Consider the following 21,858-nt stretch of genomic DNA (forward strand, 5'->3'; position numbering starts at 1 on the left):
AAATACAGAACCCCCGATGCGGTACATAGGGGGTTCTGAGTAGAGAAATGCTAGTTGAAAATGTGTAAACCTATTTCAGGACTAGACACCTTGCGCCCCTCAAATTTGTCGGAGGCCAAGGTGAACCGTTTTGCTCTCGCCCGCCGGGAAGCAGCTTTCTGCCTGCTGCTGACCCTGTTCTACTTCTTTGCCTGGTATGGCACCGCCTATTTCATCCCAGTCCATCTGGAGCTGTGGGACATCCCGCTCTGGTTCCTGCTCAGTTGCATGGTGATGCCGCTGCTGTTCATTCTGCTCTGCGCCCTGATGGTGAACCGGCTGTTTGTGGAGATCCCCCTCGATACCCACTTCCCTTCCGGCAAGGAGTCATCCCATGAATCTTGAGTTGATGCTGCCGCTCGTCATCTATCTGGTGCTGGTGCTGGGGGTGGGTTTTTGGGCCAGCCGCCATCGCGCAGAAGGCAACTTCGTGCAGGAGTATTTCATCGGCAACCGCAGCATGGGCGGGCTGGTGCTGGCGATGACGCTAGTGGCCACCTACACCTCGGCCTCCTCCTTTATCGGCGGACCGGGCGCGGCCTACAAGATCGGTCTGGGCTGGGTGTTGCTGGCGATGATCCAGCTGCCCACCGTCTGGCTCACTCTGGGAGTGCTTGGCAAGAAGTTCGCCATCATCGCCCGCCGGGTCAATGCGGTGACCATCAACGACATGTTGTGGGCCCGCTATCAGAGCAAGGCGGTGGTGATCCTCGGCTCCGTTACTATCATCCTCGCCTTTATCGCGACCATGGTGGTGCAGTTTATCGGCGGCGCCCGCCTGCTGGAAACCGCCACCGGCCTCTCCTACCAGCAGGGGCTGATGCTGTTTGCCAGCTGCGTACTGCTCTACACCATCATCGGCGGCTTCCGCGCCGTGGTGATGACCGATGCCCTGCAGGGGATTATCATGCTGATCGGCACCGGTGCCTTGCTGGCGGGAATTCTGATTGCCGGTGACGGGCTGCCGAACCTCATCCACCAGCTCAGGGAGATCGATCCCAAGCTGGTAAGCCCGCAAGGGGCCGGCGACATGTTGACCCAGCCCTTTATGCTGAGCTTCTGGATCCTGGTCTGTGTCGGGGTGGTGGGGCTGCCCCACTCGGCGCTGCGCTGCTTTGGCTATCGCGACAGCAAGGCGCTCCATCGCGGCATTCTGATCGGCACCGTGGTCAGCGCCCTGCTGATGTTCGGCATGCATCTGGCTGGCGCCCTTGGCCGCGCCATCCTGCCGGGCATGGACAGCCCGGACAAGATCATGCCCTCCCTGATGATGGAAGTGCTGCCACCTTGGCTGGCCGGGGTCTTTCTGGCGGCGCCGATGGCGGCCATCATGTCCACCATCGACTCCCAGCTGATCCAGGCTTCCGCCACTCTGGTGAAGGATCTCTATCTCAACTATCTCAATCCAAAGCAGGAGAAGCTGGAAGTGCGCATTCCGCGCCTCTCCCTGCTCTGCACCCTGATCCTCGGCACCCTGGTGCTGCTGGCGGCTTTGCAACCGCCCGAGATGATCATCTGGCTCAACCTGCTCGCCTTTGGCGGTCTGCAGGCGGTGTTCCTCTGGCCACTGGTGCTCGGCCTCTACTGGTCGCGGGCCAACGGCCCGGGCGCACTGGCCAGCATGGTCAGCGGCATCGTCAGCTATGGGGTGCTCAGTCAGTGGGGGATCAAGCTGGCTGGCCTGCACGCCATCGTGCCAAGCCTCACGCTGGCACTGGTGGTCTTTATCACGGTCAGCCTGCTGACGACACCGCCCTCGCGGGAAGTGCGCGAGCTTTTCGGGCAGAAATAATAAAAATATAAATTAGGGGTTCCAAAACTATCCCCAAATAGGTGTTTTCCGGTTAAACTGTGCGCCAAGTCACAGAACGTAGCCGCTGTATGCCCGTTAAAGCCACTCGACAAGTCGTTACTCAAGCCCTGCAGCGGCTCGGTTATGCCCTGCTGCTGCCCGTCTCCATCCTGCCGATGGCGGCGTTGATCTACCGGCTTGGGCAACCCGACGTGCTCGATTTGGCGGTGCTCTCCCTCACCGGTCAGGCGATCTTCAGCCAGATGCCGCTTATCTATGCGGTGGCGATCGCCTTTGGCCTGAGTCGGCAAGAGCTGGGCGGACAGACGCTGGCGGGTGCGGTCAACTTCCTGCTGCTCAGCACCGCCTTCAATACGCTGGCCCCCAACCTGCACGCCGACATGATCTGCGGCCTGCTGGCGGGGCTCACCACCGCCATCATCTACCCCTGGGTACACCAGCAAACCCTGCCCCGCTGGCTGCAAATCGCCAAGGGGGAGTTTCCCAGCCTGCTGGTGTCGGCCTTGGCCTGCCTGCTGATCGCCATTCCCCTCTCGCTGCTATGGCCGCCGCTGGAGCGCGGGCTGACCCTGCTCACCTCCGAGCTGCTTACCACGCCGTTTGGCGCCTTCTGCTACGGCACCCTCAACCGGCTGCTGATCCCGCTCGGGCTCCATCAGGTATTGGGCAGCGTCATCGGCCTTGGCGAGAGCAACCTGCAGGCGCTGGCCACCGCCCAACCCCTTCATGAAGGGTATGTGGCCGGTCTTTACCCCATCATCATGTTCGGCCTGCCGGGCGCCTGTTTTGCCATCTGGCTGCACCGCCAGCGGATGCAGCGGCTGCCGCAGGGCGGGCTGCTGCTCACCCTGGCGCTCACCTCGGCACTGGTGGGTATCACAGAGCCTATCGAGTTTCTGTTCGCCTTTACCGCCCCCTGGCTGTTTCTCGCCCACGCCCTGCTGACCGGACTGTCGCTGGCGGTCTGTAGCGGGCTGGGGATCAAGGTGGGCAGTTACTTCTCCGCCGGTCTGCTGGATCTGGTGCTGAGCTATCAGGCTGGGGAGCACAGCTTCTGGCTCATTCCGGTCGGTATCCTGTTCTTCGTCACCTACACCCTGCTGTTCTATCAACTGCTGGAGCGTGCCCCCCTCAGCATGCCGAGCAAGCCCATCGCGGTGGAGCATCCGCGCCTTGCCAGCGTTGCCCCCTCAGACCCGCAGATGCTGGCGATCCAGTATCTCAAGGTACTGGGCGGAATGGACAATCTGGTGGCGATGAGTGTCTGTATCACCCGCCTCAGCCTGCGGGTGCGCGATATTTCACTGGTGGATGAATCCCGCCTGCTGGGCCTGGGCTGCCTCTCCTGGATCCAGCTCAACGACCACCAGCTGGTGCTGGTGCTGGGCCCCAGCGCCAGCCTGATTGAAGGGCAGATCCGCATGCTGGCGGAGCGCCAGTCGGTCCCCCTCGGCCTCAAACCCAATCAGGAGTCGGCCAGCCAGAGCAGCTGGTAACTCAGGCGAACGGCAACCGCTCGGCCACGAAATCCATCAGAGTGCGCAGAGCGGGGGCCAGATGCTCCCGGCTCGGATAGATAAGGTAAAACGGGTTGGCCGGAATGGGCTGATCCGGCAACACCTTCTGCAGCCGCCCCGCCGCCAAATCCCCTTCACAGACATGGTGGGGCAACAGGGCAATCCCCCCGTCATGAAGTGCCATCTCCCGCAGCGCCAACAAGCTGTTGCTGACACAGGCCCCCTGCGGCCGCCAGCCACCCTCCTGCAATGGCCACACCGGCATGGCCGAGTGCACCAGACAGGCATAACGGCCCAGCTCGCTCAGCTGTTGCGGCATGCCGTGGGCCGCCAGATAGGCGGGCGCCGCCACCAGATGGCGCGCCACCTCACCGATACGACGACAGATGAGGCTGGAGTCTTTCAGCGGCGCCGCCCGCAGCGCCAGATCATAACCTTCCCCCACCAGATCGAGCTGATCGTCGCTCAGGGTCAGTTCCAGCACCACCTCGGGATAGAGGGCGCGAAACTCGGCGAGGATCCGGCCAAGCAATAGAGTACCGGTCGCCTCGGGGGCAGTAATCCGCACCCGCCCCGCCGGGGCCGAGCGCAGCCGTGCCATCGCCAGATTGGCACTGCGGGCCAGTGCCAGCAGCCCCTGACAGTGCTCCACATAGAGCTCCCCCTGCGGGGTCAGGCTCAACCTGCGAGTGGTACGCTGCAACAGCCGCACCCCGAGCTGGGATTCGAGCCGCGAGATCTTCTGGCTCACCGATGACTTGGGCATACCAAGCAGCTCGGCGGCCCGGGTAAAGCTTCCCTGCTCCACCACGGTGGCAAACAGTCCCATCAACTCCAGATCGACATTGTTCATATATTCAAACAGTCTTTACCGATTACCCATCTTAATCTTGATAATCAACCAGACTAGAGTGAGTGGCAATCCCGAACACAGCGATTTGAAAGGAAAAACCATGAAAGCCATTGCCCTGACTCACTATCTGCCAAGCGACCACCCCGACTGCTTTATCGCCGCCAACCAGCCCGATCCGGTTCCGGGTCCGCGGGATCTGCTGGTGCGGGTTACCGCTACCTCCGTCAATCCGGTGGATACCAAGGTGCGTTCCCCCAAGGCCAAAATTGAAAGCTCGCCCCGGGTACTGGGCTGGGATGCGGTGGGGGAAGTGATCGCCACCGGCAGCGAAGTCACCCTGTTCAAGGCGGGCGACCGGGTCTGGTATGCCGGCGATATCAGCCGCCCGGGTAGCAACAGCGCCCTGCAACTGGTGGATGAGCGTATCGCCGCGATCGCCCCCACCAGCGTGAGCGATGTGGAGGCCGCCGCCCTGCCGCTCACCGCCATCACCGCCTGGGAGACCCTGTTCGAGCGCTTCGCTCTTACCCGCGAAAGCCGTGGCAAACTGCTGATCATCGGCGGCGCCGGTGGCGTGGGCTCCATCGCCATCCAGCTGGCTCGCCAGCTCACCGGTATGGAGGTGATTGCTACCGCCTCCCGCCCCGAGAGCCGCGAATGGTGCCTCGAAATGGGCGCCCATCAGGTCGTGAACCACCACAAGTTGCAAGAGGAGCTGACCGCCCTTGGCATCACCCAGGTCGATGCCATCTTCTGCACCAACGCCACCGCCGAGCACTGGGCCACCATGGCCGGGCTGATCCGTCCGTTTGGCCATATCTGCACCATCGCAGAATCGAGCGAGCCGTGGGATCTCTCCCTGCTCAAGAGCAAGAGCGTCACCTTCAGCCAGGAGTTCATGTTCACCCGCTCCCTGTTCCAGACGCCAGACATGATCGAGCAGCACCGCCTGCTCGGCCGGGTGGCGGCACTGGTCGATGAAGGGGTACTACAGACCACCCTGACCAGAACCATCCCGTCACTGACCCCGGTCACGCTGGCTCAGGCCCATGCCGAGGTGGAAGCGGGCCGTATGGTTGGCAAGCTGGTGATCGACATGAGCGGCTTTGCCAACTAAGCCCTCAAACGCACCATGATGGGATAAGTTCACCAAGGAGATGCCCCAAACGGGCACAACCAGCGGCACTCATGACTGCCTGTGGCAGGCCAACGTCCGACAATCAGCCAAAAAAGAGGCCATTTCGCGAGAAATGGCCTGAATACCTGAACATTGGGGTAACAATCACACACATATCCTTATGCAGGACATATTAGTCTTTGCATCTGGCGTGCCAACAGCAGCATGAATGCGCCAAAACGGCGTCAGCCCGTCCTTGAGCAAGGTGCCGACCTTGCTCTTTTTTTGTCTGGCAGACTGTTTACCAGGCAAACAAGCGCAGAAAAAAAATGCCACCCGAGGGTGGCAGTGAAAGATGACGGAACTTGAGCAAAGCGTTCAGCGAAAACCGGTTGTCTTCGCCTGTATAGAGCAATACAGGAACCGTGCCAATCCGGCAAAAGCCCCCGTATCCCTCCACGTCATGGGCAAACCACGACAGCACTGCCCCATGATGGTAGAATCTCGCGGTTTCACATTTATGAAGAGTCGACGCCATGCCCTGGATACAAATTCGAATCAACGCCACTGCCAAGACCGCAGACAAGGTGAGCAACATGCTGCTGGGGCGTGGAGCCCAGGCGGTGACCTTTATGGATGCCAAGGATGTGCCCGTCTACGAACCCATGCCCGGTGAAACCCCGCTTTGGGGCGAGACCGAAGTGATGGGTCTGTTCGATGCCGAAACCGACCCGGCTCCCACCATCGCCTTCTTCCAGCAGATCTTCGGCGAAAACGTCGGCTACAAGGTCGAGCAGCTGGAAGACAAGGATTGGGTGCGCGAGTGGATGGATCACTTCCACCCGATGCAGTTTGGCGAGCGCCTCTGGATCTGCCCGAGCTGGCGCGATGTGCCGAACCCCGATGCAGTCAACGTCATGCTGGATCCGGGTCTGGCCTTCGGTACCGGTACCCACCCCACCACAGCTCTCTGCCTGCAATGGCTGGACGGCCTCGATCTGACCGGTAAAACCGTGGTCGATTTTGGCTGTGGCTCCGGCATTCTCGGCATCGCCGCCCTGAAACTGGGTGCCGCCCGCGTCATCGGCATCGACATCGACCCGCAGGCCATTCAGGCCAGCCGCGACAACGCCGCGCGTAACGGCGTCGCCGACCAGATTGAGCTCTATCTGCCGGCCGACCAGCCGCAAGATGTCGAAGCGGACGTGGTGGTCGCCAACATCCTGGCCGGCCCGCTGCGCGAACTGGCTCCACTTATCGCCGGCCACGGCAAGCCAGGCAGCCTGATGGCCCTCTCCGGCGTGCTGGAGAGCCAGGCGCCAGAGCTGGAAACTATCTACGGCCAGTGGTTCGAGATGGACCCGACCGCCGTCAAGGAGGAGTGGTGCCGCCTCTCCGGCCGCAAGCACGGCTAAACATAGCTCCCGCTCTCAAGGCGGAAAGTCAGCATCTTTATCAAACAAGAGCACCCGCGGGTGCTCTTGTTGTTTCTCCCCCTTTCCCACTCTGGGGGACGGTTCACGCTTCTCTGGCCAATGAGGGATTAACATCGTTCTTCCACATCATTGAGGCCCTGCCATGAGCGAATACCAGAAGATGATTAGCAGCCAACCGTACAACTGCATGGCACCCGAGCTGGCCCAGTTGCGCCGGGAGGCGGCACGGCGCTATCGCCGTTTCAATCAGGCGGAAGAGGAAGCAGAGCAGCGGGCACTACTGGCGGAGCTGATTGGCGAATTGGCTGAGAATGCCTTTATCTGCCCGCCACTCTACTGCACCTATGGCCGTAATATTCAGCTTGGCAAGGACTCCTACATCAATATGGGGGCGACCCTGCTGGACAATGCCCCCATTCGCATCGGCGCCCATGTGATGATTGGGCCAAACGTGCAGATCTATACCGCAGCCCATGCACTGGAGGCCGACAAACGGATTCAGGGCACAGAGACGGCGCTGCCGGTCACCATTGAAGACAAGGTCTGGATTGGGGGCGGCGCCATCTTGCTGCCCGGCGTCACCATAGGGCGGGAGGCGATCGTCGGCGCGGGTGCCGTAGTCACCAAAGATGTACCGGCCGGTGCTCGGGTAGTCGGCAACCCGGCCCGGATCCTGCCAACCAAAAACAGGTCATAAGGCTGCCAACCGGGCTGCATCTTGATGCCGCCATCAGTTCACAACAGCCCAGACACCCCATAAAAAAATAAAGCCCAATGTCACGAAGACGTTGGGCTGTTAAAAGGTGCTACGGAATTGCGACTCTCATCGCAGAAAAATTAGAAGGAGTGCCCTTCTAAACTGGCAGGGAGATATTAGCGAATGCGCAAACGTTTTACATAGTGAAATACAACAGGATTGCGAGGTACATCGCACTATTTAAATAATTACCTGCTATGGCGCGCGAAGCCTCTTTGACCCATTTATTTTCCCCAATTTCTCTGGTTACTATTCACGGTTAAACAGAAAAGCCCCGATATCTCGAGGCTTTGCTTCTCTCAACCGCAACATGGCCGAAAAGTCAGAAACGGCGGACAAACTCATCGAGCGGCAGCTCGCGCAGTTTGCGTGCTTCCAGCATGGGAGTACCGAGATAGAGGAAACCCACCAGCTGATCCTCTGCCGCCAGTCCCAATCCCTTGTTGATCTGCTCATCGAAGATAAACCAGCCGGAGCGCCAGATACCGTTGAAGCCCTGCGCCTGCGCCGCCATCTGCATCGCCATCAGGGCACAACCGGCAGAGAGCTCCTGCTCCAGTTTCGGCACCTTGGTGTGGGCCTGATAGCGGGTGGCGACGGCCACCAGCAAGGGCGCGCGCAGCGGCGCCTCCTGGCACTTCTTGATGCTATCGTCATCCTCGCCACGGGCGCGGGCGGCCTCGGCCAGCAGCTTGCCCAACCGCTCACGACCCTCCCCTTCAAACAGAATGAACTGCCAGGGGGTCAGGGTGCCGTGATCCGGCGCGCGCAGTCCCGCCTTGAGGATATTGTCGAGCACCTCACCGCTCGGGGCGGGATCGGCGAGGCGGCCACAGGAGTGGCGATTGAGCAACAGGGTGAGGGCATCCATGGGCAATTCCTTCTCTGGGGCAATGATGGCGCTACCTTAGCACAGCACCGAATGAAGAAAACCCCTGAGGCTCAGGGGTTTATCGCACTATAAAGGACAAGAGGGCACAGTTGGCTAGATGACCGCAGCCAGTTCGGCCCCTTGCCGGATGGCGCGCTTGGCATCCAGCTCGGCAGCCACGTCGGCTCCGCCGATGATGTGCACCGGCTTGCCTGCCGACTGCAACCCGGCCTGCAGTTCTTTAAGGGGCTCCTGCCCAGCGCAGACGATCACCTGATCCACCGGCAGACACTGCTTGGTCTCGCCCACCTGAATGTGCAAACCCTCGTCATCGATCCCCAGATATTGCACCCCGGAGAGCATCTGCACCTTGCGGTTCTTGAGTACGGTACGGTGGATCCAGCCAGTGGTCTTGCCAAGTCCATCACCCACCTTGCTCTCCTTGCGCTGGAGCAGCCAGATCTGGCGCTCGGGGGCGTCGATTTCAGGAGCCGTGAGGCCACCGCGCTCGCCAAGCTGTTTGTCGATGCCCCACTCCTTGAGCCAGTGATCACGGTGCCCATCGGCATCCATCTCCACCTTCTTCTCGACCAGATACTCCGCTACATCGAAACCGATACCGCCGGCGCCGATCACCGCCACCTTCTGGCCGACCGGTTTGTGATCCCGCAATACGTCGAGATAACTCATCACCTTGGGATGCTCGATGCCCGGAATATTGGGGGTGCGCGGACGAATACCGGTAGCGAGGATCACCTCGTCAAAACCGCCGCCGAGCAGGCTCTCGGCACTCTGGCGCTGGCCGAGATAGAGCTCGACGCCGCACTTCTCCAGCCGTTTGGCGAAATAGCGCAGGGTTTCGTGAAACTCCTCCTTGCCCGGGATCTGCTTGGCGAAGTTGAACTGGCCGCCGATTTCGCTGGCCTGATCGAACAGGCTCACCTGATGACCGCGCTCGGCAGCGTAGCAAGCAAACGCCAGCCCGGCGGGGCCCGCCCCCACTACCGCCAGCTTCTTGGGCTGGGGCACGCGGCCAAAGGTCAGCTCGGTCTCGAAACAGGCGCGGGGATTGACCAGACAGGAGGCTCGCTTCTGCTTGAACACATGGTCAAGGCAAGCTTGATTGCAGGCGATGCAGGTGTTGATCTCGTCCGCCCGGTTCTCGGCCGCCTTGATGACAAATTCGGGGTCAGCCAGGAAGGGGCGCGCCATGGAGACCATATCCGCCTCGCCACCCGCCAGAATCCGCTCTGCCACCTCTGGGGTGTTAATCCGGTTGGTAGTGATAAGCGGCACCTTGAGATGCTTTTTCAGCTCGGCAGTGACCCAGCTGAAGGCGCCGCGCGGCACGCTGGTGGCGATGGTGGGAATACGCGCTTCGTGCCAACCGATACCGGTGTTGATCAGGGTCACCCCCACCGCTTCCAGCGCTTTGCCAAGGGCAATCACCTCTTCCAGGGTCGAGCCCTGCTCCACCAGATCCAGCATGGAGAGGCGGAAGATAATAATGAAGTCGGTGCCGACCCGCTCGCGGATGGCGCGGACAATCTCCACCGGGAAGCGCATCCGGTTTTCGCTGCTGCCACCCCAGCCGTCCGTGCGTTTGTTGGTGCGCTCGCAGATGAACTGGTTGATGAGATAGCCTTCCGAGCCCATCACCTCGACGCCGTCATAACCGGCCGCCTTGGCAAGCGCAGCTGTAGCCGCGAAGTCGCGAATAGTGCCGCGGATCTGCCGCTCGCTCATGGCGCGCGGTTTGAATGGGGAGATGGGGGCCTTGAGGGCGCTCGGGGCCAGACTGAAGGGATGGTAGGCGTAACGACCGGCATGGAGGATCTGCAGCGCTATCTTGCCCCCCTCCTGATGCACGGCGCTGGTAACCTTCTTGTGCTTGCTCACCTGCCAGGGAAAGCTCAGCTGAGAGCCGTGAGGCACCAGCCGACCGCGCAGGTTGGGGGCGATGCCGCCGGTGACGATAAGGCCAACGCCACCACGGGCGCGCTCGGCATAAAAGGCAGCCAGCTTGTCAAAACCGCCCTTCTCCTCTTCGAGGCCGGTATGCATGGAGCCCATCAACACGCGGTTGCGCAGCTGGGTAAAGCCAAGGTCGAGCGGGGTCAGCAGGGTCGGATAGCGGCTCACGATGCCTCCAGTTAATTTTTTGTTATCAAACTGAGGCTAGAGTAAAGAATCGAAAATTCTTTTTCAAACAAATGTTTGGACAATTTTTCAGCGAACAGCCGTGCCCTGAACGAAGATAGGCGGGATTCGCCAGTCGGAAATGGCAATTTCGCCCGCAACTGGTTAATAATGGCTCTTCTCTACCCATTAACAGGGCGATAACGCGACTATGTCTATTTTCAAAGGTCTGGGTTGGTTGTTCCGCAGCCTGTGGCGCCTGCTCAATTTCACCCGGCTGATGCTGGTCAATCTGCTGTTTCTCATCGTAGTGCTGGTCATCGTCTTCAGCGTCAGCCAGAAAGAGGCGCCCAAGGCGCCCATCGAAGGGGCGCTAACCCTCAATCTCAACGGCGTGCTGGTGGAGCAACGCTCCCAGACAGATCCCACCGTACAACTGCTGCGCCAGATGGACAGCAGTGACGAGCAGCCTAGCGAGATCGTCCTCTCCGACCTGCTGTGGGCCATCAAGAGTGCCAAGGATGACGAGCGCATCAAGGCGCTGGTGATCAAGCCACAAGGGCTGCAGGGAGCCAACTTCACCAAACTGCAGGAGGTGGCGAGTGCCATCGACTCCTTCCGGGAGAGCGGCAAACCGGTGATCGCCATGGCCGACTTCTACACTCAGGGCCAATACTTGCTGGCGGCCCACGCCGATCACGTGCTGCTCAACCAGAGCGGCGCCGTGGTGATCGAGGGGCTTGGGGTCTACCAGACCTACTTCAAGTCGGCGCTGGAGAAGCTCAACATCACCCCGCACGTATTCAAGGTCGGCACCTACAAATCCTTCGTCGAGCCCTATACCCGCGACGAGATGTCCCCCGAGAGCAAAGAAGCGAACCAGCGCTGGCTGGATCAGCTGTGGCAATCCTATGTGGCTGACGTAGCCGAGCAGCGGGAGATCGAACCCGATGCGGTCGCGCCGGGCAAGGATCGTTTCCTCGAGCTGCTGCGCAAAGCCGGTGGCAATGCCGCCAACTACGCCCTCGACAACGGGCTGGTGGATCAGCTGGCCACCCGCGACGAGATGACCCAGGCGGTCATTAAAGAGGTGGGTGAAGCGGACGACCACGGCTGGAAAGGGGTCGGCCTGAAAGAGTATCTGGCTGCCATTCCGGAACAATATCCCCAGAGCGGCAAGGATGAGGTGGGTCTGGTGGTCGCCAGCGGCGCCATCATGGATGGCGTCCAGCCTGCCGGAACCATCGGTGGCGACAGCCTCTCCGACCTGCTGGCCGATGCCCGCCGCGATGACAAGGTCAAAGCCGTGGTCCTGCGGGTCGACAGTCCGGGCGGCAGCGCCTTCGCCGCCGAGCAGATCCGCGCCGAGCTGCTGGCCCTGAAACAGGCAGGCAAACCGGTAGTGGTCTCCATGGGCAGCTATGCCGCCTCCGGTGGCTACTGGATCTCCGCCGATGCGGACAAGATCTTCGCCTCCCCGACCACCCTCACCGGCTCCATCGGGGTGTTCGGCATGTTTGCCACCATCGACAAGGCGTTGGCCCAGTTCGGCGTGCATACCGACGGGGTCGGCACCACAGATTACGTCGGCGTAGGCCCGACCCGCGCCCTGCCGGAGCACGTCAGTCAGGCTATCCAGCTGAGCGTGGAAGATACCTACCAGCGCTTCATCGGTCTGGTCAGCAAGGGCCGTGGTCTGAGCCCGGAAGAGGCCGAAAAAGCGGCCGAAGGGCGAGTCTGGACCGGCGAAGATGCCAAGGCCCTGGGGCTAGTGGACGAGTTCGGCAATCTGGATGAGGCCATCAAAGCCGCCGCCGAACTGGCCAACCTCAAGGAGTGGCAGGTGACCCCCATCGAGCAGGAGGAGTCCACCAAGGACAAGTTCCTGCGCCAGCTGTTTGACAGCAGTGCCCAAGTGCTGGCCCCCCAGTTGCAAAGCTGGCTGCCGGCTGGATTTGCCAAGGCATTGTTGGAAGTGAACCGCAGTCTCGACCCGCTCACCCGCTTCAACGATCCGCAAGGCACCTACGCCTTCTGCCCGGTCTGCGTGCAGTAAGCAAGCGGTGACTCCCCCCATAAAAAACGGCGACCAGATGGTCGCCGTTTTCTTTATTCAGTCAGTGCGCGCGGCACCGCCAACTTGCTCAATCAGGGATTGAGGCGGGTCGGCATACCGGTACGCTGTTCCAGCACCTGCTTGACCACGTTGGAGTCAGACTCGGCGTGAGCGATGAAGCGGGTGATAGCCGGTGTCATCGGGAGCGGCACGGAGGCGGTGGAGTTGAACTCCTCCTCGGTGCGCGACAGCGGCTCATGTACTTCCATGTAGCGACCGCCATCCGGCTCGACCGTGGTCTTGACCGGCTGGTTGACGAACTGGACGCGGGTGCCGACCGGCACGTTGTCGAACAGATACTTGATGTCGTCAGCGCGCAGACGCACGCAACCGCTGCTCACCCGCAGACCGATACCGAAGGTGGCGTTGGTGCCGTGGATGGCATAGAGGTTGCCAATGTAGAGGGCGTGCAGACCCATGGGGTTATCCGGACCGGCTGGCCAGACTGCCGGCAGAGTCTTGCCCTGGGCGGCATAGCGGCGACGGATGTTCTCGGTCGGGGTCCAGGTCGGGTTGGCGCGCTTGCGCTCTACCTTGGTGATCCAGTTCTCCGGGGTGTTTACCCCCAGCTGACCGATGCCGATGGGCAGCACTTCCACCACGTTCTTCCCTTTCGGGTAGTAGTAGAGACGCATCTCGGCAACGTTGATGACGATCCCTTCGCGGGGCGCGTTAGGCAGGATCAGCTGGTGGGGGATGATCAGGGTGCTACCCGCTTTCGGCAGATAGGGATCAACGCCCGGGTTGGCTTCCATGATGTTAGTCAGACCCAGCTGGAAGTCAGCAGCGATCTGCTCCAGCGGACGGTTGTCCGCAGGCACCACGTATTCCTGGTTTTCACCGATCAGGCGGCTGTTGGCCGCAGGCAGACGGTACTCGACGGCGGCAGCCTGCTGGCTGACCAGCGCAAATGTGCATAAAAGGGCCGAAGCGGCAGTGCGAAGGGGATTCATAAAATTCCTGTGTGGTTTCCTGTACCAAATGGGCCGGGGGCCGTCTCATCCTCGGTCTGCCGGTGGCGGGTCAACCTGCCCCACGACGCCAATAACCGAGCGCGCATTCTTTCCTGAGTCGGCCAAAATTTCAACTTCCATATGTTGCTTTTCTTGTTAAAAGTAGCCGTTTTCGATGTGACGCTTATCAACAGGGCAAAAGCCCCCTTGGCAAGTCGCCATTGAAAGAGAGATGTACAGCATAGCCCCATCTCTGCGGACCAACCCCGCCCCCGTAGACCACAGCGCTGTGCCACCTTGTGTCACGGTTGCAGCCCTAGCCGAAACGTTTGTCACATCGGGAGAGATAGACCAATGTCGACGTAGGCTCTTTATTGGTATGAAGAGAGATAAAACCGCGCATCGGCCACCAGCCGGTGCCGGTTTCAGCTATAAAAAAACCGCTCCGAAGAGCGGTTAATGGAGCCACCAGGCAACCATAAAAGGGACTACAGGTAGTTGTCATTGGAATTACTGGACGGCTGCCTCCCCGGTGCCACTCTGCTCCTTGAGGAAGCTGATCCACGGAGATGCCCGACCGCTGACGTTGCCATTCTGAGCTGCCTGGGTGAAGGCGTTGAGGGCCTCCTTCGGCTTTTGTTGCTCAAAATAGGCGACACCGGTCAGGAACTTGAGATCCGCCCGCTGTTCACCATTGGCATTGGCTGCCGGTTTGGCGGCCAGCGCCACCAGATCCTGATAGCGTTTGCTCTGGATCATCATACGTGCCATTTTCAGCTGCAATTCAGCGCTCGGGGCCAGCTGGTAAGATTTGGCCAGGGTGTCGATGGCCGGATCCAGCTCCTTGGCCTGATGCCAGTAGTTGGCCAGGGTCTTGTAGTTGCTGGCGCTCTGCTCAATCACCCCATCCTTCATCCCCTTCTCCATCACACGTGCGGCGCGATGGGGAATGCCGGTGAAGGCGAGGTAGTTGGCGAGGCGCTGCAGCTCGGCTGCCTCGGTCAGCATGCCGAGGTTGTAGGCCGACTCCAGCGCAGCCAGCGCCTTGGCATCGTTGCCTGCCTGCATATGCATGGCCGACAGCTGGGTCCAGTACTTCTTCTTCTCCGGGAACATGTTGACCAGAGAGGTCAGCACCTCGGTCGCCGGTTTGTACTGTTTCAGCTCGTAGTGAGCGCCCATCTTCAGCAGATACCAGGACTCCGGCGCTTTACCTGCCGACAGCTTGATCGCCTGATCCACTGCCGGGATCGCGTCACGGTACTGCTTGAGCTGCACGTGGGCGTTGGCCAGCGTGATATAGGCATGGGAGTTGGGCTTGTCATCCTTGCCCTGGTTGGCAAACCACTCCTTCATGGTCTTGATCGACCCCTGATAATTACCCTCCGCCATATAGAGCTGGGCCAGGTTGTAGCGCACCTGTTGGGCCACCGGTGGTGGCAGGCCGCCTGTCGCGATGGCATCGGCAAAGTACTTGGTCGCCTGACCGTATTTCTCCTGCTGGGCGGCTACGAAACCGAGAGTCTGCAATATGACCCCCTTGTCGTAGACTCGCTCGCCCGCGCCGGAGAGCGCATCTTGCAGCTTGGCATTGGCCTCGCCGTATTTCTTCTCGGTGATCAGCTCCTGCGCCTTGTTGACTGCCCGATAGGCCCGATCCGACAGGGCCGGCTGCTCGGCGGCCCAACTGGCGGTGCTGAGCAGCACCGCCATGGCGACCGGGGCGAGGATCATCTTCTGTAACTTGTTCATCGCCACCTTCCTTAGTTGACCGCAAACTCGATCTCTTGCTGCATCCGGCTCGCCTGCGGCTTGCCATCCACCATGGCCGGTTTGAACGTCCACTTGGCGATGGTTTTGCGCGCCTCTTTGCCGAGGTCATAGCTGCGCGGCTCTTCCTTGACGATCCGCACGTTGCTGACGGTGCCGCGCTCGGTGACGGTGAACTCCACCAGCACCTTGCCGGAAGCCAGCCCCGCCAGTGCCGCCTTGCGGGGCATCATGGGCTCGAAGGTTGCCAGCGGAATGGCGCCGTTGTTGCCACCGACGCCGCCACCACCGCCGCCGGTGCTGTAGGCACCCAGCGCGTTGCCACCACCGATGTTGACCGGGATGTCAAGCTTGGGCATGTCCATCGGCGCGCTCTCCATCTTCGGCCTATCCGTGCTGGCCACTTCCATCTCGGGAGGCGGTGGCGGACGCTTGGGCGGCGGCGGTTTGGGCAGCTCCCGCTGTTTCTCTTGCAGGGTCTCCTGGGGCTTGAGGCGGATGAAATCGGTCATGGTGACGTCATCCTTCTCCACCAGCTCCCGGTGATCCGGTGTGATCAGCTTGTTCATTCCCAGAAACAGAAAGAACACCACCACACAGGAGACCGCCAACGATATCAGGTATCTCATAGGTCTCTCTCCGGCATCAGCTGCTCTTGTCTGCCGCGATGGAGATGTTCTGGACACCGGCCATGCGGATCTGATCCATGACCTGCACCACCAGACCGGAACGGGATTCGTTATCGGCCTGGATCACCACGGCGCTCTCCGGGTTTTCGGCCCGCAGCCGCTCGATGTTGGCGCGTACCGCCCCCACCTCGACCACCCGCTTGTCGACCCAGACCTGACCGTTTTCGCGCACCGCGACCATGATATTGCCCTTCTTTACCGTCTCGGCCGTGCTGGCACTGGGACGGTTGATCTCGACACCGGACTCCTTGACGAAGGAGGTGGTGACGATGAAGAAGATCAGCATGATGAACACTATGTCCAGCATGGGGGTCAGATCGATAGCCGCCTCGTCAGCACCGCTGTCGCTGTAACGTTTTCTCATAGCAGAAACTCCTTGCTTGTTCTGTGCCCCCGGCAGGCCATGCCTCGCCGGGGGTATGCATCCTGCATCAACCGTGTTTCAGGTTGTCTTCCAGCTTTTGCACCGCCAGTTTGGCCTTGTGATCGAGCTGGTTGACAAAAAACAGGCCGGAAAGGGCGGCGATCATGCCCGCCATGGTCGGTACCGTTGCCTTGGAGATCCCCGATGCCATCGCCCGCGGCGAACCGGTACCGGTGATGGCCAGGGTGTCAAACACCTGCACCATCCCCACCACGGTCCCGAGCAGCCCCATCAACGGGCAGAGAGCGATCAGCACCTTGATGACCGGCATCCCCTTGTCCACCGCCATGGCAACCCGTGAGACCAGTTCGCGCCGGATCTGCTTGGCAGACCAGGAGAGATGATCGGTACGGGCCAGCCAGGTGGCCTTGGTCTGCTTCACCTGCTTGGGGTAAACCGCCATGAAGTAGAACCAGCGCTCCAGCAACAGGGCCCACATCATCAGGGTCAGGAAGAACAGGGCGACCAGTACATCGCCCCCCAATCCCAAAAACCGGCGGACCGACTCGACTTCTTCAATCAACCAGAACCACATGGATGACTCCTTACGCTGCGGCTTTGGAGGCGTGCAGACGTTCCTGATAACGGGCGACGAAACCGGCGCTCTGCTCTTCCAGCACCTGGATCAGACGACGGCTCTGGGTCTGCACAATGGTGTAGAGGAACAGCATGGGCACCGCGACGACCAGACCCTGCATGGTGGTCACCAGCGCCTCGGAGATACCGCCCGCCATCAGCTTGGGATCGCCGGTACCGAACAATGTGATGGCCTGGAAGGTGGCAATCATCCCCACTACGGTGCCGAGCAGGCCCAGCAGCGGTGCGACGGAGGCGATCAGCTTGATGATGCTGATGCCCTTCTCGAACTTGGGCACGTTGCGCAGGATGATCTCGTCGAGCTTGGACTCCAGATCCTCGATGTTGTCACCGCGATGGTTCTGGTAGGCCCCCAGCATGTCACCAATGGGGTTGCCCTTGATGATCTGATCGGATTTCAGCTGCTTGCGCATGGACGAGCCGATCAGCGACAGGCGGATACCGCAGAAGATGGCCAGCAGGGTACCGATTACCCCCAATGCCAGGATCACATAACCCACGGAACCACCCTGATCGATACGCTCCTTGAGGGTCGGTGACTGCACCAACAGGGAGAGGATCACGCCGCGAGACGGGTCGATAAATATGGGCTTGACCCCGTCACCGCCCTGTTCAAACTCGGCGATGGGAGCCAGCACGCTCTTCTCCGGTTGACGGGAGAGCTGCTCGAACTTGCCGGTCTCCGGCACGAAGGTGAGGTACTTGCCTTCGGAGACAGTGTTGAACTCGCCGATCTGGGTGACGGTCTTCTCGGCCTGGTTGCCCTCGCCGTAAACCACTGTCGCCGGGATCTGGCTCACCTTGCCACCATCCACCATGCGGCTGAGGGTGGTGGTCCAGAACGCTTCCAGATCATCGCTGGAGGGGAGCTCTTTACTCTCGGCCAGACGGGTCAACAGGGCGGATTGCTCCGGATGCTCGACCCGACGGGCGGAGGCGTTGAAGATCCCCTTGAACTCACCAGCGAACTGACGCAGCACACCAAACATCTCGCCCATGTTGCCAGAACGCTGGCGCAGGGTTTCGGTCAGCTCGGTCAGCTGCTTGTCATTGGCATCGAAGGTCGCCTTGAGTTGCTCGCCCTTGGCGGTTTCGGCAGCCAGCTCGGCCTTGGCCTTGGCCAGCAGCGCCCCCTGCTCGTTCTTGTCAGCCAGGAAGCGGGCTTCCCGCTCCTTGTTGAGTTGGGATTCGCTCAGGCTGGAGGCCTTGACCTGATTCAGCAGCGCATTGAGATCCACCGGTTTTTCGGCGGCGGTCACCGGCAGGGTGACCAGGGTTGCTCCCGCAATCAGGGAGGCAATAGCAAGTTTGATTCCTTTCATGATGCTTTCTCCGCAGTTTGAACCGGCAGCTTGATCAGCGCGGGAGGCGCCTGCTTCTTGGCGATGCGAAGGCCCTGTTCAACCGCACTGCGATACTCCTGGGGCAACTCTTCCCACTGACGGGTCTGCTTGTTCCACATGCCGGTCTCCTGACCATCCGGGGACTGATAGAGCAGCGCGATGCGGCCAACACGCAGGAACTCGTAGGTCTTCTCGCTGCCATCCTTGTCCAGGCTCGCCTTGTAGGCCTCGATGGTGCGGCTGAAGCCCTCCTCGATCTGGTAGGCTTCCAGGATCTTGCGGTACTTCTCGGAGATGGTGACATCGGCCCGGTTCATCAGGTCGGTCAGGGCCGCCACGCGGTCCTCGCGCTCGACCTTCTGGAACGGCAGATCCAGCGCCACAAACTGCTCGAGGGAGTCGATCATCTTGAGCATCAAGGGCACCACTTCGGTGCTGGTCTGATCAATCTGGGCGATCTGCTTTTGCATCGACGCCAGCTCGGCACTCTGGGACTCGACCATCTTGCTCACCTGCTCGTTGTAGGTGCGCAGACTGTCGACCTGACGCAGGGCTGCCTTGTACTGGGCCAGTGCGGATTCGGCAGATTCGGCATAGCTGTCGATCTTCTGCTGGGAAACTTTGGATGCGTTGTCGGTGGCGGCTTGAGCGTCCACGGCCTGACTGGCAGTGGCGGCACTCAGATTGAAGCTGGTCAACAAGGCGGCCGAAACCAGGCTGCCAAGGAGCGCTTTCTTCATTGTAATGGTCCTTGTCTTCATAGGATTACCCTATCTCCGTAACTTCCTTGGACGTTGGGCACAGCCGGCCCGACCGGGCCGGCTGAGGTTGTATATCAACAGGGTTGATTAGAACTTCTGGGTGTAGTCGATGTAGTAGATGCGGCCGTCGATGCTGTAGAGGTCTTCATCGTAAGTGAAGCCATCGTTGGACAGGGAGGGGCCACGGTTGAACATGTTCTTCACACCGGTCTGGATCTTGCCATTCCAGCTGGTATCGACCGCCACGTTCAGGTTCCAGACGGTGTTGGAAGCGATATGACCCTCTTCCTGACCATCAACATAGTCCTGGCTCTGTGAGTCGATATAGTTGGCGCTCAGGTAGGTATCCAGATTCCACAGCTGCGGGAAGTTGGCACCGATCCCGGAGTTGAGGCGCAAGTCAGGTTTGCCATTCCAACCCTTCTTGTCGATCATCGGACCACCGGCAAACAGCCCCTCTTCGTACTGCAGGATGTAAGTACCACCGAAGTCATAACGCAGGGTGAAGGTGTTGAAGTCGTACTTGTAATCGGCTTTAAAATCTATACCACTGGTCTTGAGTTGCCCCAAGTTGACCATGCCAGCCTTGATCTCCTTGATGGTGCCGTTGGGGAGACGAATTACGTTCGGGTTGCTGCCACTGTTCAGCTCCTGATAAATCTGGGTTTGTGCCGTGGCTAGCTGGATCACATCATCAATCTTGATGTAGTAGTAATCGAGTGACAGATTCAAGTTATCCAGCGGGTTGTAAGCAGCCCCGATAGTGAAGGTATCAGCCGTCTCCTCCTTCAGATTTTTATTGGACTGACGGGTAACGTCATACTGTTTCTCAGGACAGTTAGCTGTGCCGGTAGCATTGCAGCGTACATAGTCCTTGGCAAAGTCGGCAGAGAACGAGTCTGCGGCATAGAGATCATCCAGCCCGGGCGCCCGGAACGACTGGGACCAGGAGGTCCGGAACATCAGGTTGTCTAGCGGCTGGTAACGCAGGCTCGCTTTGGGCGAGAAGGCGCTGCCAAAGTCGCTGTACTTGTCATAACGACCCGCCAGGTTCAGCTCGACCTGCTCGGTGATGGGGATCAGGCTCTCGATGTAGGTGGCAAACACATCGCGCACACCACCACCGGAGTTGCCGGATGAACCTATGACGTTGCCTGCTTCAGACTGACTGTCATAGGTATCGGAGTAAGTCCAGTCGTTATACTCGGAGCCCCAGTACCAACCGATTGGACCGGCAGGCAGTTCGCCCATTTCCCAACCCAAACCGCCATACCACTGGAAAAAGTCCATCTTGGAAGTACGCGAGGTATCGTAGGACAACAGATCATTTACTGACTTATCAAACTCACCATTGGTGAACTTGCCATCTTTGATTGCATTACGGGCAGCACTTTTGAGGATATAACCGCTACCATCGCTGGTATTGTCAGTCTTGGAGTACATGTAACCGGCGTTCCATTCAACATCCCCAACGGCCTCGGTAGGTAGTACACCGTCAAAGCCCAGGTTCATGCTGCCGGTAAAGTCCGTCACATCGTTATCACGGGGACCAATATTGTTGAATCGATAGAAAATTGCAGCCTGACCGCCAGTGATTCCGTTCGCAGCCAACAACGCAGGATCATCAGTCACAAATGAGCCCGCAGCAGGGGCAAAGCGGCCAAAACTGGTCACCCGAGAGCCGATAAACTGAGGAACAAAATCCACGCTGTCATTGATGTGATAGCGACCATTCACATAGACAGTATCGCGAGAACGAGAGGCTGTTTTAGCAGCAACCTTGGCAAAATCAAAGTTGCACAAACCATCCTGTTCAACAAAGCCGGTCCCGACATTGGCACAGTTAATACCTGCAAGCTGCTTCAGATCACCTGTATCTAAATCCATGATATTACGGCCAGCCACGCTGGGAGACATTGCACCTTGTAAAGCCAGATAGTCACGGTCACGATAATAGATCACGTCCTTCTCATCGTGCTCGTAAACCATCATCAGGGACCCTTTCTCCCCATTGACGCCCGCAACCACAGAGCCACTCTTCTCATCACCGCCCTCTTCGGTTGGTGAGCCAAGACGCCCTTGGAATGTCAATCCTTCGAAACCCTCCTTGAGGATCACGTTGATAACACCGCCGATGGCATCAGAACCATAGAGTGCGGAGCCGCCATCCAGGTTAACTTCCACCCGCTCAACAGCAGCCATGGGGATGGTGTTAAGGTTGATGGAAGTGCCCCCCATGGAGGGGGATCCAGCAACACGTTTGCCATTGAGAAGCACCAGGGTACGTTCTGAGCCCAAGCCACGCAGCCCTACTGTGGCTTGTGACTGGGCAGAGCTACCGGAGGATGGGGAGAAACCACCAAAGGAGTTGTAGGAGGCCTGTTTCAGATAATCGGCCACAGTCTGCTGACCAGACTGTTCAATTTGAGCCTTGCTGACAGAGACAACCGGAGTCGCCCCCTCAACATCAACACGGGAGATACGGGAGCCAGTGACTTTGATTTTCTGCAGTTTTTCGACGTTCTGCCCTTCTTCGGCAGATACGGATGGGGCCGCCGCAAGGCTCGCCAAGGCGAACGCAATCGCAGCAGAGATTCTGCTCTTCCTAAGCATCGCTTATATCCTTCCTGGTTGTTTATTGTTTGCTTCCTGATACCGCCCTC

Annotated in this window: 18 protein-coding genes; 7 read left to right on the forward strand and 11 right to left on the reverse strand. The window is 59.7% G+C overall.

Going from position 1 to position 21,858, the window contains the following annotated elements; genetic code table 11:
- The first annotated feature begins 120 nt into the window (after positions 1–120).
- The 3 genes from ACW5XC_RS15215 to ACW5XC_RS15225 all read left to right on the forward strand — a co-directional run bounded on the left by ACW5XC_RS15215 (position 121) and on the right by ACW5XC_RS15225 (position 3,348).
- Positions 121–384, forward strand: coding sequence for a YhdT family protein (locus tag ACW5XC_RS15215; RefSeq protein WP_042054949.1), 264 nt, complete (start codon positions 121–123; stop codon positions 382–384).
- Positions 374–1,831: a sodium/pantothenate symporter gene (gene panF, locus ACW5XC_RS15220; protein WP_042054941.1), complete on the forward strand. Its 1,458-nt coding sequence runs from the start codon at positions 374–376 to the stop codon at positions 1,829–1,831. The genes ACW5XC_RS15215 and panF overlap by 11 nt, the downstream gene beginning before the upstream one ends.
- A gap of 89 nt (positions 1,832–1,920) precedes the next feature.
- A complete protein-coding gene (locus tag ACW5XC_RS15225) occupies positions 1,921–3,348 on the forward strand; it encodes a PTS transporter subunit EIIC (protein ID WP_042054940.1) in 1,428 nt (475 codons plus the stop codon).
- A 1-nt stretch (position 3,349) separates the two neighbouring features.
- Here the strand turns inward: ACW5XC_RS15225 and ACW5XC_RS15230 are convergent, their stop codons facing one another.
- Complete coding sequence (locus ACW5XC_RS15230; RefSeq protein WP_042054938.1) at positions 3,350–4,222, reverse strand: LysR family transcriptional regulator; 873 nt, start codon at positions 4,220–4,222, stop codon at positions 3,350–3,352.
- A gap of 100 nt (positions 4,223–4,322) precedes the next feature.
- Between ACW5XC_RS15230 and ACW5XC_RS15235 the strand changes: the two genes are divergently transcribed.
- The 3 genes from ACW5XC_RS15235 (at position 4,323) to ACW5XC_RS15245 (ending at position 7,472) form a co-directional block, all read left to right on the forward strand.
- Positions 4,323–5,339 (forward strand): zinc-binding alcohol dehydrogenase family protein, encoded by a 1,017-nt coding sequence (locus tag ACW5XC_RS15235; protein WP_042054937.1) that lies wholly within the window; start codon positions 4,323–4,325, stop codon positions 5,337–5,339.
- Between the two features lie 536 nt (positions 5,340–5,875).
- A complete protein-coding gene (gene prmA / locus ACW5XC_RS15240; RefSeq protein WP_005358410.1) occupies positions 5,876–6,754 on the forward strand; it encodes a 50S ribosomal protein L11 methyltransferase in 879 nt (292 codons plus the stop codon).
- Between the two features lie 163 nt (positions 6,755–6,917).
- Positions 6,918–7,472, forward strand: a complete 555-nt coding sequence (locus ACW5XC_RS15245; RefSeq protein ID WP_042054936.1) for a sugar O-acetyltransferase — start codon at positions 6,918–6,920, stop codon at positions 7,470–7,472.
- A gap of 382 nt (positions 7,473–7,854) precedes the next feature.
- Here the strand turns inward: ACW5XC_RS15245 and ACW5XC_RS15250 are convergent, their stop codons facing one another.
- Positions 7,855–8,403 (reverse strand): NAD(P)H nitroreductase, encoded by a 549-nt coding sequence (locus ACW5XC_RS15250; RefSeq protein WP_042054934.1) that lies wholly within the window; start codon positions 8,401–8,403, stop codon positions 7,855–7,857.
- 114 nt (positions 8,404–8,517) lie between these two features.
- Positions 8,518–10,545, reverse strand: coding sequence for an NADPH-dependent 2,4-dienoyl-CoA reductase (locus ACW5XC_RS15255; RefSeq protein ID WP_042054933.1), 2,028 nt, complete (start codon positions 10,543–10,545; stop codon positions 8,518–8,520).
- A gap of 208 nt (positions 10,546–10,753) precedes the next feature.
- On the opposite strand from ACW5XC_RS15255, the gene sppA reads away from it, so the two are divergent.
- Positions 10,754–12,598 carry a signal peptide peptidase SppA gene (gene sppA / locus ACW5XC_RS15260; protein WP_042054931.1) on the forward strand — a complete coding sequence of 615 codons (1,845 nt, stop codon included), beginning with the start codon at positions 10,754–10,756 and terminating at the stop codon, positions 12,596–12,598.
- A gap of 92 nt (positions 12,599–12,690) precedes the next feature.
- Here the strand turns inward: sppA and ACW5XC_RS15265 are convergent, their stop codons facing one another.
- The 8 genes from ACW5XC_RS15265 to ACW5XC_RS15300 all read right to left on the reverse strand — a co-directional run bounded on the left by ACW5XC_RS15265 (position 12,691) and on the right by ACW5XC_RS15300 (position 21,808).
- Positions 12,691–13,611, reverse strand: coding sequence for a L,D-transpeptidase family protein (locus tag ACW5XC_RS15265; protein WP_005338927.1), 921 nt, complete (start codon positions 13,609–13,611; stop codon positions 12,691–12,693).
- Positions 13,612–14,121: 510 nt separating this feature from the next.
- Complete coding sequence (locus ACW5XC_RS15270; protein WP_042054930.1) at positions 14,122–15,363, reverse strand: tetratricopeptide repeat protein; 1,242 nt, start codon at positions 15,361–15,363, stop codon at positions 14,122–14,124.
- Positions 15,364–15,374: 11 nt separating this feature from the next.
- Positions 15,375–16,010: an energy transducer TonB gene (locus ACW5XC_RS15275; protein ID WP_005343441.1), complete on the reverse strand. Its 636-nt coding sequence runs from the start codon at positions 16,008–16,010 to the stop codon at positions 15,375–15,377.
- A gap of 16 nt (positions 16,011–16,026) precedes the next feature.
- Positions 16,027–16,434 (reverse strand): ExbD/TolR family protein, encoded by a 408-nt coding sequence (locus ACW5XC_RS15280; protein ID WP_005338933.1) that lies wholly within the window; start codon positions 16,432–16,434, stop codon positions 16,027–16,029.
- 67 nt (positions 16,435–16,501) lie between these two features.
- Positions 16,502–17,029: a MotA/TolQ/ExbB proton channel family protein gene (locus tag ACW5XC_RS15285; RefSeq protein ID WP_005338936.1), complete on the reverse strand. Its 528-nt coding sequence runs from the start codon at positions 17,027–17,029 to the stop codon at positions 16,502–16,504.
- Between the two features lie 10 nt (positions 17,030–17,039).
- Entirely contained in the window at positions 17,040–18,413 is a 1,374-nt protein-coding gene (locus ACW5XC_RS15290) for a MotA/TolQ/ExbB proton channel family protein (RefSeq protein WP_042054929.1), read from the reverse strand.
- On the reverse strand, positions 18,410–19,174 hold the full coding sequence (locus ACW5XC_RS15295) for a DUF3450 domain-containing protein (RefSeq protein WP_042054928.1): 765 nt from the start codon (positions 19,172–19,174) through the stop codon (positions 18,410–18,412). The genes ACW5XC_RS15290 and ACW5XC_RS15295 overlap by 4 nt, the downstream gene beginning before the upstream one ends.
- Positions 19,175–19,282: 108 nt before the next feature.
- Positions 19,283–21,808, reverse strand: a complete 2,526-nt coding sequence (locus tag ACW5XC_RS15300) for a TonB-dependent receptor (protein ID WP_042054926.1) — start codon at positions 21,806–21,808, stop codon at positions 19,283–19,285.
- Positions 21,809–21,858 lie beyond the last annotated feature (50 nt).

Source organism: Aeromonas sp. 25-AL00135 (assembly GCF_054052385.1).